Raw genomic sequence first — 12,067 nt, forward strand, 5'->3', positions numbered from 1 at the left:
ATATCTTGAACCTGTCCACCGACCATCTGGCTGTTCGTACCACTTGTGCTTACTGCGGCGTGGGCTGCGGCGTGCAGGCCACGCCGCTGGCCGACGGCACGATTGCCATCGCCGGCGACAAACAGCACCCGGCCAACAAGGGCCGCTTGTGCGTGAAAGGTTCTGCACTGGGCGAAACCGTGGGGCTGGAGGGCCGCTTGCTGTATCCGCAAATCCGCGAAGCCGACGGTGGTGGCCTGCGCCGTGCTTCGTGGGATGAAGCGCTGGACAAAGTAGCCGGCGCCTGGAAGAACATCATCGCCGAACACGGCCCGGATGCAGTGGCGCTGTACGTCTCCGGCCAATTGCTGACCGAGGACTACTACGTCGCCAATAAGCTGATGAAAGGCTACGTCGGCAGCGCCAACATCGACACCAACTCGCGCCTGTGCATGTCGTCCGCCGTGGCGGGCTACAAGCGCGCCTTTGGCGAGGACCTGGTGCCGGTCTGCTACGACGATCTCGAACTGGCCGATATGATTGTGCTGGTCGGCTCCAACACCGCGTGGTGCCACCCGATCCTGTTCCAGCGCATTCTGAAAGCCAAGGAAGCGCGGCCTGAAATGAAGCTGGTGGTCATCGATCCACGCCGCACCGCTACCTGCGAACTGGCCGACCTGCACCTGCCGGTCAAAGCCGGCACCGACGTTTGGCTGTTCAATGGTTTGCTGAGCTATCTGTCGCGCATCGGCGCAGTCGATCCGCGCTTCATCGAGAACCACACCAACGGCTTTGAAACCGCGCTGGGTGTGGCGCATGCCGATTGCGCCGATCCAGCCGTCGTCGCTAAAATCTGCCGTATCGAACTGCCGGTATTGATGGAGTTCTACGAACTGTTTGCCGCCACCCGCAAGACCATCACCGCTTATTCGATGGGCGTGAACCAGTCGTCGGCGGGTACTGACAAGGCCAACGCCATCATCAACTGCCACTTGATCGGCGGCCGTATCGGCAAGCCGGGCATGGGCCCGTTCTCGATCACCGGCCAGCCGAATGCGATGGGCGGACGTGAAGTGGGCGGCCTTGCCAACATGCTGGCCGCGCACATGGACTTGGAACGCGCCGAGCATCGCGATGTGGTGCAGACCTTCTGGGAATCGCCGGCCATGGCCGACAAAGGCGGCCTGAAAGCGGTGGATCTGTTCAAAGCCATCGAAGAAGGCAAGGTGAAATCGGTATGGGTGATCGCCACTAATCCAGTCGTCAGCTTGCCGGATGCCGATCAAGTGCGTCGCGCTCTGGACAAGTGCGAGCTGGTGATCTCCTCCGACATCATGCAAAACACCGACACCACCGCCTACGCCGACGTGCTGCTGCCGGCGCTCGGCTGGGGCGAGAAGGATGGCACGGTCACCAACTCCGAGCGCCGCATCTCGCGCCAGCGCGCCTTCCTGCCTGCTCCGGGCGAAGCGCTGCCGGATTGGAAAATCCTGTCGCTGTTTGGGCAGCGCATGGGCTACAGCGGTTTCGATTTCGGCGGCGTGCACAAGGTGTTCGATGAACACGCGCGCTTGAGCGGCTTCCGCAACGCCATCGGCGATGTGCCGCGCGCCTTCGATATGTCCGGCCTTGCAGGCCTCAGGCAGCGCGAGTACGACGAGCTTGAACCGACCCAGTGGCCAGTGCGCCGCACCGCATCCGGCGAGCTGCAGGTGGAGATGCGCCTGTTCAAGGACAACGTGTACGCCCACGCCGATGGCAAGGCGCGCTTTATCGCCACCGCGCCGCGTGCACCGCTGCACGCCGTCAGCGAAGATTATCCACTGTCGCTGAACACCGGCCGCGTGCGCGATCAATGGCATACCATGACCCGCACCGGCAAGTCGGCCACGCTGGCCGACCACATTGCCGAATCGTTTGTCGATATGCACCCGCAGGACGCGCTGCTCTGCGGCGTGAAGGAAGGCGAGTTGGCGCGCATTACTTCCGAGTGGGGCGCGATGGTGGCGCGCGTACAGCATGGCGGCGGCATTCCGCGCGGCGCTGTATTCGTGCCGATCCACTGGAACGGCCAGACCGCATCCGATGCACGCGTGGGCGCGGTGGTGAATCCAGTGGTGGATCCAGTCTCCGGCGAACCAGAGTTCAAGCACACGCCGGTGCGCATCGAACAATTCCGCGTCAATTGGCATGGCTTTATCCTGAGCCGCGCAGAAGTGAATCTGGACAGCGTGGCGCATTGGACTCGCATCCAGGGCCGCGAATTCGCGCGCTATGAACTGGCCGGCCGCAACACCATCACGGACTACCCGGCATGGGCGCGCGCGCTGCTCGGCGTGACCGATCTCGATGCCGACTGGCTCGAATACGAAGACCGTACCGCCGGCGTGTACCGCGCCGTGCATGTAGTGGACGACCGCATCGACCAATGCATCTTCGTCTCGCCGCGCCAGGACATGCCGTCGCGCGCCTGGCTGGCCAGCCTGTTCGTCAAGGAGCAGCTCAGTGAAATCGACCGCGTCGGCCTGCTGGTCGGCATGCCGGTGGAGAAGGGCGCAGACACCGGGCCTACCGTGTGCTCGTGCTTTGGCGTCGGCCGCAACACCATCTGCAACGCCATCATCGAAAAGGATTTGAAGACGGTGCCGGAAGTGACAGCCTGCCTGAAAGCGGGCGGCAACTGCGGCTCCTGCGTCCCGGAGATCAAGAAGATCCTTGTGCAAACACGCGTGGAAGCAGCTGAGGCCCAGTAAACAAGGTTGTGATTATGGTAAGCTAGACTTGTCGATCGCAACAAAGAGCGCGTCATGTCTATCCGTGAAAACTTCTCCGATGCTGATATGGATCTGTGGCTCAATGAAAATCGAGTCACTGAAATTGAATGCCTGGTGCCCGACCTGACCGGCGTGGCGCGCGGGAAGATTCTGCCGCGCGCCAAGTTCACGCAGGAACGCGGCATGCGCATCCCGGAAGCGGTGCTGGGCATGACCGTCACCGGCAACTACCCTACCGAGGACGTGGCTTACGACCGCGCCATCTCCAACACTGACCGCGACATGATTCTGCGCGCGGATCCCGGCAGTATTACCACCGTCCCCTGGGCCATCGACCCGACCGCGCAGGTGATCCACGATTGCTATTTTGCCGACGGCACGCTGGTCGATTTCGCGCCGCGCACGGTGCTGCGCCGCGTGCTTAAACTGTATGCGGACAAGGGCTGGAAGCCGGTGGTGGGCCCGGAGCTGGAGTTCTACCTCACCGAAAAAAATATCGATCCAGACCTGCCCTTGAAAGCGCCGGTAGGCCGCAGCGGCCGTTCCGAGACCACGCGGCAGGTCTACAGCATCGACGCCGTCAACGAATTCGATCCGCTGTTTGAAGATATCTACGATTACTGCGCGCTGATGAATCTCGACGTGGATACGCTGATTCACGAAACCGGCGCCGGCCAAATGGGCCTCAACTTCCAGCATGGCGATGCGATGGCGCTGGCCGACAACGTGTTCTACTTCAAGCGCACCTTGCGCGAGGCTGCGCTCAAGCACTCGATGTACGCCACCTTCATGGCCAAGCCGATGGCGGGCGAGCCGGGATCGGCGATGCATGTGCATCAAAGCGTGAGCGATGCCGCCACTGGCCGTAACATCTTTAATTTACCTGACGGCTCGCCGTCGCCGCACTTCCGCCACTACATCGGCGGCTTGCAGCGCTACACGCCGGCGGCGATGGCGATTCTTGCGCCGTATGTGAACTCGTATCGGCGCATCGTGCGCCACACGGCGGCGCCGATCAACATTCAGTGGGGCATGGACAACCGTACCGTGGGCTTCCGCATTCCCATCTCCGGCGTGGAGCAGCGGCGCGTGGAGAACCGCATCATCGGCGCGGACGCCAATCCATATCTGGCGATGGCGGTGACGCTGGCCTGCGGCTACCTGGGCTTGATCGACCAGCTGGAGCCAACGCCCATGTACACCGGCAGCGCCTACGACCACACTTACGAGCTGCCGCAAGGCCTGCCGCAGGCCTTAACCCTGCTGCGGCAGGAAGACCGCCTGCGCGAAGTGCTGGGCGAGCGCTTCATCGACGTCTACACCGCTATCAAAGAGCTGGAGCACCAGGAATTCATGACCGTCATCAGCCCATGGGAGAGGGAACACTTATTGCTCCATGTTTGAGCACTGCCTTTATAATCACAGGTTTGGCTAATATTCTTTTACTTTTCTAACAACATGACCATAGAGCGAGCTGCTGAACCTTTCCTCCTGATCAATAAGCTGGTGAAGGAATTCGATGGCGTCCGTGCCGTCAATGACGTATCGGTGACGATCAACAAGGGCGAAATCTTCGCACTGCTGGGCAGCTCGGGCTGCGGCAAGTCGACCCTGTTGCGCATGCTGGCCGGCTTTGAAACGCCGACCTCCGGCACCATCACGCTGGCCGGAAAAGACATCGTCAGCGTGCCGCCTTACCAGCGCCCGATCAACATGATGTTCCAGTCGTACGCGCTGTTCCCGCACCTGTCGGTCTGGGACAATATCGCCTTCGGCCTGCGCCGCGACGGCCTGCCGAAAGACGAAATCGCATCGCGCGTGGAAAAGATGCTGTCGCTGGTGCAGTTGACCGATTACGCCAAACGCAAACCGCACCAACTGTCCGGCGGCCAGCAGCAGCGCGTGGCGCTGGCGCGTTCGCTGGCCAAGCGTCCGCAGTTGCTGCTGCTGGACGAGCCGCTCGGCGCGCTGGATAAGAAGCTGCGCGAGCGCACCCAGATGGAACTGGTCAGCATTATCGAAGAAGTGGGCGTGACCTGCGTGATGGTCACCCACGACCAGGATGAAGCCATGAGCATGGCCACCCGCATCGCCGTCATGAGCGCCGGCCGCATCCTGCAAGTGGGCGCGCCGGATGAAATTTACGAGACCCCGAACTGCCGCTTCGTCGCCGACTTTATCGGCAGCGTGAACCTGTTCAACGGCAGCGTGGCCGTGGACGAACCAGACCACGTCATCATCGAAACGCCGGAAGGCAAGCATTACGTCACGCACGGCATTACCGGCACCATGGGCATGCCGGTGTCGGTGGCGGTGCGTCCTGAGAAGATCGCGCTGCAAGCGGATGAACCGGCGCAGGAGCAGCGCGCCAAGGCCGAGGAGCATGGCTACAACTGCGTGCAGGGTACGATCACCGGCATCTCCTACTTCGGCAACGAGACCAGCTACCACGTCACGCTCGATAGCGGCATGGTGCTGAAAGTCTCGCGCACCAACGTAGCGCGTCACGATGAATCGGCGCTCAAGCGCGATCAGCGCGTGTACGCTTGGTGGGACGGCGCCGACGTCGTCGTGCTGACCAGCTAAGGCAGGACGGATATGAACTTCCTCAAGAACCTGTTCAAGCATCCGGGACGCAGCACGGTCATCGCCGTGCCGTTCCTTTGGCTGACGTTTGCTTTCCTGATTCCGTTCCTGATTGTTTTGCGCATCAGCTTTACCGATCTGGATTCCGGCGACGGCAGCCCGTTCGGCACCTTGATGACGATGGTCGACGGCGTGATTACGCTGAAGGTCAAAATCGCCAACTACCTGTTCATCGCGGAAGATGAACTGTATGCGCTGACTTATCTTAACTCGATCAAGTTCGCGGCGATTACGGCGGCGCTGTGCCTGGCCATCGGCTATCCGTTCGCCTACTTCATGGCGCGCGCCAAGCCGGCCATCCGCCCGGTGCTGCTGATGCTGGTGATGATGCCGTTCTGGACTTCCTTCCTGCTGCGTATCTACGCATGGAAGGGCATCCTCGCCAACAACGGTATCCTGAATAGCTTCCTGCTCAATCTGGGCGTGATCTCCGAGCCGCTGCACTTGATGAACACGCAGTTCTCGCTGATCATCGGCATGGTGTATGCCTATTTGCCGTTCATGATCCTGCCGCTGTACGCGAACCTGGTGAAGATGGACGTGCGCTTCATCGAAGCTGCCGCCGACTTGGGCGCCACGCCGTGGCAGACTTTCTGGCGCGTGACCGTGCCGCTGTCGAAGTCCGGCATCATCGCCGGCACCATGCTGGTGTTTATCCCGGCGGTGGGCGAGTACGTGATTCCTGAGCTGCTGGGCGGCCCGGAAACGCTGATGATCGGCCGCCAGCTGTGGGACGAATTCTTTACCAATAACGATTGGCCGCTGGCGTCTTCGGTGACGGTAGTGGTGATCCTGCTGATTCTTGTGCCGATGGCGATCTTCAATAAATATCAGGCGGAACAGGGAGGCCGTAAATGACCCAGTTCCTGCATCGCTGGTTCGGGCGCGGCTGGCTGTCGCTCGGCTACCTGTTCCTGTACATCCCGATCGTGGTATTGGTGGTGTTCTCGTTTAATAGCTCGCGCCAGGACATGGTGTGGAGCGGCTTCTCGCTGCAATGGTATGCAGCGCTGCTGAACGACCAAGAGATCATCAGCGGCTTCGGGCTGTCGCTGCGCATTGCGCTGCTGACGGCTTGCGGTTCGGTGATCCTCGGTACGTTTGCGGCGTTTGTGCTGGATCGCTACCAGCGCTTCACCGGCCGCACGCTGTTCACCGGCATGGTGAGCGCGCCGCTGGTGATGCCGGAGGTGATTATCGGCTTGTCGCTGCTGCTGATGCTGGTGTCGGTGCAGAAGATGTTCGGTTTCCCGGAGCGCGGCCTCGTGACCATCTGGCTCGGCCACACCTTGCTGGGCATGGCCTATGCGACGGTGGTGGTGCAATCGCGCTTGCAGGAGATGAACAAGTCGCTGGAAGAAGCAGCGATGGATTTGGGCTGCCGTCCGTTTCAGGTGTTCTTCCTGGTGACGCTGCCGAACATCAAGCAGGCATTGGGTTCGGCGTGGTTGTTGACCTTTACGCTGTCGCTGGATGATGTGGTGCTGTCTGCCTTCCTGTCGGGCCCTGGCTCGTCGACCATGCCGATTGTGATCTTCTCGCGCGCGCGCCTGGGTCTTGATCCGCGTGTGAATGCGGTGGCGGCGCTGACCATTCTGGTGGTGTCGATTGGCGTGATCGCATCGAGTTTGTATATCGCCCGCGCCGAGCGGCTGCGTTCCAAGCAGCTGGCCGCAGCGGCAAAGGGGTAAATAAACAGGGGTGCTGCTGTTAGTACCCCTAACGAAAGGGTCTGACCCCGTACGGGGTCAGACCCTGGCCGCAGTGGTGTGCGGGTTGGGTTAGTGCCGCATATTTTACGTCAACCCCTTCAATTTCTATCCCAAGCGGCGCTGGCGATGAAGATCGCCGCGCCGACCCACAGAACGGCCGGCAGTGCATTCACGCCGGCCGTTTGCATGAGAACCCCCGTCACCAACGGCCCGCTTGCGCTGGTAATACCCCAGCTGGCGTTGACCACTGCGCTGGCCGCGACCAGCGACTGGCCTTGGAAGCGCTCGCCGCACGCTACCAAGGACAACATGTAGATTGCGCCGGCCACCGCGCCCAGCACCAGCAGCAGCGTCCACCACAGCCACGGCGTGCCCGCCGCGAAAGGCAGCATGGGCATCAGCACGCACACCGCCACGCCGCAGCCAATGTGCACTTTGCGCCGCCCCACGTGATCGGCCAGCCAGCCGAAGGCGAATTGCAGCGCAGTGTCGCCGACCAGCACCACGGTGGCCGACAGCACCGCCAGCTCGGTCGCTATGCCATGACGCATGGCGTACAGCGGCAGCAGGCTCAATGCCACGGTATCAAACATCGCAAAGAAGGCCGCGCCGATGGCGATCATCCACATGCGCGGCAGGATGCGTTGCCATGCGACCGATGGTTCGTCTTCGTGTCCATGTGCGCCGCCGCCAATCAGCAGCATGCCGGGCAACGCAAGCAGGAACAGCGCGCCGCAGGAAGCGAAGGGCAGTGCGACCTTGCCTGAGAACGCCGCCACCAGCGCAGGGCCGATTAGCTGGAATAGCGTGAACGCAGTGGTGTAAATCGCTACCACGCGCCCGCGAGAATTCTCCGGCGCGAGCTTGTTGACCCATGCCTCTCCAATGGTGAACAAGACGCCCATCGACGCGCCAAACGCAAAACGCAGCAAGCCCCATGCAAGCAGGCTATCCGTGGTTTCCATCAGCGCTGTGGACAGTGCCGCCGCGAGAATCGCGCCGATCATGCAGCCGCGCGGCCCATGGCCAGCCACCCAGCGCGAGACGAAAGGCGCAGCAGCCAGGATGCCGAACGCGCTGATGGCAGTAATGATGCCAATGATGCCGGAGCCGATGCCGCGCTGATCCAGCGTCAGCGCGGTTAAAGGAATCGTCGCGCCCAGCCCGAGGCCGACCACGCCGATACTGGCGACGAGCGCGGTGAAATCGCGCCAAGGCATGTTCTTCAAGCTTGCACCTCCGCCGCGATGAGGGCGCCCAGCTGAAGTCCGTAGTCGGTAATCTGCTCGGGCGTGCAGTAAGCATAGCCAACCAGCAGGCCACGCCGCACTTGCGGCTTGAGGTAGTAAGTGGATAGCGCCTTCACCGAGATGTCCAGCGCCGCTGCACGCTGCGCTAACGCCACGTCGTCTACGCTGTCCGGCAGTTCGACTACCAGGTGCAGGCCGGATTCCTCTTTGGAGATGCTCACGTTTGAAGGCAGGGCCTGCGTCAGCATGCGGCGCAGTAGTTCGCGCCGTGCGCCGTAGGTCTGGCGTATCTTGCGCACGTGGGTGGTGAAGTGGCCGAGCGTGATGAAATCGGTGAGTGTCGCTTGCACCGTCAATTGGCCGGGGCGCTGCAAGTCATATAGCGCGCTGCGGAAGGCCGGAATCAGCGCTGGCGGCACCACCAGGTAGCCGACTTTGATGCCGGGGTAGAGTACCTTGGAGAAGGTGCCCATGTACAGCACGCGGTCGTCGTTATCGAGGCCTTGCAGCGCGGCCAGCGGGCGGCCGGTGTAGCGGAATTCGGAGTCGTAGTCGTCTTCCAGTATCCACGCTTCCTTGCGCACGGCGACGTCCAGCAATTCGCGGCGGCGCGCGAGGCTCATCACCGCGCCGGTTGGATATTGGTGCGATGGCGTCACGTAGATCAGGCGCGGCTTGGTGGCGAGGTCGGATTCATCGAGCGCCATGCCGTCGCTATCGACGGTGATGGGGCGCAGTTTCAATTCGCGCGCCTGGAACACGCGGCGCGCGCCCCAGTAGCATGGATCTTCCACCCATGCGGTGTCGCCGGCATCGGCCAGCAGTTGGGCGCACAGGTCTAGCGATTGCTGCGTGCCCGCCGTGATCATTACCTGTTCAACGTCCACCTTGACGGAGCGCGAAATCCGCAGGTATTCGGTGATGGCCTGGCGCAGCGGCAGGTGGCCGCCGGACTGGCCATAGTCGAGTAAATCATTACGCGCCTCGCGCCACACGCGGTTTTGCAGCCGTTGCCACAGCTTGAATGGGAAAGACGAGAAATCAGGATCGCCCGGCGCAAAAGGCTGTATCTCGAATTGCGGCCCGGCCGCGTAGCTGGTCAGCTCCTGCCCGCGCCGCGACAGCTTTGCGGAGCGTGGCGTGACCTGCGTCTGTGGCGCGGCGCCAACACCGCGCATCGACGCGCTATGCGCTTGTAGGTCGGCCACGTAAGTGCCGCTGCCCTTGGCGCTAATGACATAACCCTCGGCCGCCAATTGCTCAAACGCCGCGATTACCGTATTGCGCGCAATGCCCAAGTCCCGCGCCAAATCACGGCTGGACGGCAGTTTGCTGCCCGCGCCAAGCCGCTGCTGGTGGATCGCGGCCTTGGCGGCTTCGTAAAGCCGGCGTTGCTGGGAGAGGCGCGGATGGAAGCCGGTGTGCGCCAGCGCGGTGGCCAGCAGGTCGGAAGTCGGGGACATCTACGAAGTGGTTCTATCAAATATCAAAAAGTGGCACTCAACATAATACCAAAATAGGCATATCATTTAGTCAAATCAAATAGATGAAAGCTTCTATGCTCAGCCCCGTCGTCTTGGTTCCTGCGTGCGTCAACCAGATAGGCGCACATCCGTATCACACCGCGCAGCTTAAGTACGTGGCCGCCGTGGCCGACGGCGCGCACTGCACGCCGCTGATCGTGCCGGCGCTCGGTGCAGCTACCGACTTTGAAGCGCTGCTGGCATTGGCCGACGGTGTGATGCTGACCGGCTCACCATCTAATGTCCACGCCAGTTTGTATGGCGAAGAAGTGCTCGATCCATCGCTGCCGCAGGACGCAGCGCGCGACGCCACCACGCTGCCGCTGATCCGCGCCGCCATCAAGCGCGGCATCCCGCTGCTGGCGATCTGCCGCGGCTTCCAGGAAGTGAATGTGGCGCTGGGCGGCACGCTGCATCAAGCGGTGCATGTGGTGCCCGGCATGGCCGATCATCGCGAGAACAAGGAACACACGCTAGACCAGCAATACGCGCCGTCGCACCGCGTGCTGCTGGATCCCGGAGGGCGCATGGCGCAGATACTGGATGGAGCCGCCGAGATCAAAGTCAACTCGCTGCACGGACAAGGCATCAACCAGCTGGCGCCCGGCCTCACCGCAGAAGCGCGTGCCGACGATGGACTGGTCGAAGCCTACCGCGTAGCGGACGCCAAGGGATTCACGCTGGCGGTACAGTGGCACCCTGAGTGGCGCTTTTCCGAGAACCCGGACTCCGTCAAATTATTCAGAGCCTTTGGCGACGCCTGCCGCGCCTACAAGGCCACCCGATAACAACAACGAGAGAAGCAAATGGCAATTCGCGAAAACTTTACCTACACCGATATGGATCTGTGGCTCAACGAGAAGCGCGTCACAGAGATTGAATGCCTGGTGCCCGACTTGACCGGCGTGGCACGCGGGAAGATTCTCCCTCGCGGCAAATTCACGCAGGAGCGTGGCATGCGCATCCCGGAAGCGGTGCTGGGCATGACCGTGACCGGCAACTATCCAACCGAGGACGCGGGCTACGACCGCGCCATCTCCACCACCGACCGCGATATGATTTTGAAGGCTGACCCCACCACCATCACCATGGTGCCGTGGGCCACCGATCCGACCGCGCAAGTGATCCACGACTGCTACTTCGCCGATGGCCGCCTGGTCGATTTCGCGCCGCGCTCGGTGCTGCGCCGCGTGCTCAAACTTTATGCGGATAAAGGCTGGAAGCCAGTGGTGGCGCCGGAACTGGAGTTCTACCTCACGGCAAAAAACAGCGATCCCGATCTGCCTTTGAAACCGCCGATTGGCCGCAGCGGCCGCGCTGAAACCAGCCGCCAGGTCTATAGCATCGACGCGGTGAATGAATTCGATCCGCTGTTTGAAGACATCTACGATTACTGCGACTTGATGGGATTGGACGTCGACACGCTGATTCACGAAATCGGCGCGGGCCAGATGGAGATTAACTTCCTGCATGGCGAGCCGCTGGGCCTTGCCGATAAAGTGTTCTTCTTTAAGCGCACCTTGCGCGAAGCGGCGCTCAAGCACGATATGTATGCGACCTTCATGGCCAAGCCAATGGCCGGCGAGCCGGGATCGGCGATGCATGTGCACCAGAGCGTGGTCGATATCAAGACTGGCAAGAACATCTTCAGCTCCGAGGATGGCTCGGCCTCGCCGCTGTTCAAGCACTACATCGGCGGCTTGCAGCGCTATATGCCGTCGGCGATGGCGATTGTGGCGCCGTATGTGAATTCATATCGCCGCATCGTGCGCCACACGGCGGCGCCGATCAATATCCAGTGGGGCATGGACAACCGCACCGTGGGCTTCCGCGTGCCGGAATCGGGCGTGCAGGATAGACGCGTGGAGAACCGCATCATTGGCGCGGACGCCAATCCGTACCTTGCCTTGGCGGTGACGCTGGCTTGCGGCTATCTCGGCATGATCGATCAACTGGAGCCGACGCCGATGACGGTGGATAGCGCCTACGATTTGAAAGTCGAGCTGCCGCAAGGCTTGCCGGAAGCGCTGCAATTGCTGCGCGCAGAGGACAAGCTGCGCACGGTGCTTGGCGATCGCTTCATCGACGTCTACGCGGCGATCAAGGACTTGGAGCACCAGGAATTCATGACCGTTATCAGCCCGTGGGAGCGCGAGCACCTGCTGCTGCACGTTTAAGGAGCC

Annotated in this window: 9 protein-coding genes; 7 read left to right on the top strand and 2 right to left on the bottom strand. The window is 61.7% G+C overall.

Features of this window, described 5'->3' with window-relative positions; genetic code table 11:
- Positions 1-5: 5 nt before the first annotated feature.
- Genes GTP45_RS23980 through GTP45_RS24000 form a run of 5 tightly spaced genes read left to right on the top strand, consistent with a single transcriptional unit; the run spans position 6 to position 7,090 of the window.
- Complete coding sequence (locus GTP45_RS23980; RefSeq protein WP_161016387.1) at positions 6-2,732, top strand: nitrate reductase; 2,727 nt, start codon at positions 6-8, stop codon at positions 2,730-2,732.
- Between the two features lie 54 nt (positions 2,733-2,786).
- Complete coding sequence (locus tag GTP45_RS23985) at positions 2,787-4,157, top strand: glutamine synthetase family protein (RefSeq protein WP_161016388.1); 1,371 nt, start codon at positions 2,787-2,789, stop codon at positions 4,155-4,157.
- A gap of 54 nt (positions 4,158-4,211) precedes the next feature.
- Positions 4,212-5,339, top strand: coding sequence for an ABC transporter ATP-binding protein (locus tag GTP45_RS23990; RefSeq protein WP_161016389.1), 1,128 nt, complete (start codon positions 4,212-4,214; stop codon positions 5,337-5,339).
- A 12-nt stretch (positions 5,340-5,351) separates the two neighbouring features.
- A complete protein-coding gene (locus GTP45_RS23995) occupies positions 5,352-6,257 on the top strand; it encodes an ABC transporter permease subunit (RefSeq protein WP_161016390.1) in 906 nt (301 codons plus the stop codon).
- Entirely contained in the window at positions 6,254-7,090 is an 837-nt protein-coding gene (locus tag GTP45_RS24000; RefSeq protein ID WP_161016391.1) for an ABC transporter permease, read from the top strand. Before GTP45_RS23995 ends, GTP45_RS24000 begins: the two co-directional genes overlap by 4 nt.
- Positions 7,091-7,209: 119 nt before the next feature.
- Here the strand turns inward: GTP45_RS24000 and GTP45_RS24005 are convergent, their stop codons facing one another.
- Both GTP45_RS24005 and pdxR read right to left on the bottom strand, forming a co-directional pair.
- Positions 7,210-8,340 (bottom strand): MFS transporter, encoded by a 1,131-nt coding sequence (locus GTP45_RS24005; protein ID WP_161016392.1) that lies wholly within the window; start codon positions 8,338-8,340, stop codon positions 7,210-7,212.
- Complete coding sequence (pdxR, locus tag GTP45_RS24010) at positions 8,337-9,824, bottom strand: MocR-like pyridoxine biosynthesis transcription factor PdxR (RefSeq protein WP_161016393.1); 1,488 nt, start codon at positions 9,822-9,824, stop codon at positions 8,337-8,339. The genes GTP45_RS24005 and pdxR overlap by 4 nt, the downstream gene beginning before the upstream one ends.
- Positions 9,825-9,919: 95 nt before the next feature.
- Here pdxR and GTP45_RS24015 point away from each other — a divergent pair, with 95 nt between their 5' ends.
- On the top strand, positions 9,920-10,672 hold the full coding sequence (locus GTP45_RS24015; RefSeq protein WP_161016394.1) for a gamma-glutamyl-gamma-aminobutyrate hydrolase family protein: 753 nt from the start codon (positions 9,920-9,922) through the stop codon (positions 10,670-10,672).
- 18 nt (positions 10,673-10,690) lie between these two features.
- Complete coding sequence (locus GTP45_RS24020; RefSeq protein ID WP_161016395.1) at positions 10,691-12,061, top strand: glutamine synthetase family protein; 1,371 nt, start codon at positions 10,691-10,693, stop codon at positions 12,059-12,061.
- The last annotated feature ends 6 nt before the right edge of the window (positions 12,062-12,067 follow it).

This window comes from Duganella rivi (genome assembly GCF_009857435.1).
GTDB lineage: Bacteria > Pseudomonadota > Gammaproteobacteria > Burkholderiales > Burkholderiaceae_D > Rugamonas > Rugamonas rivi.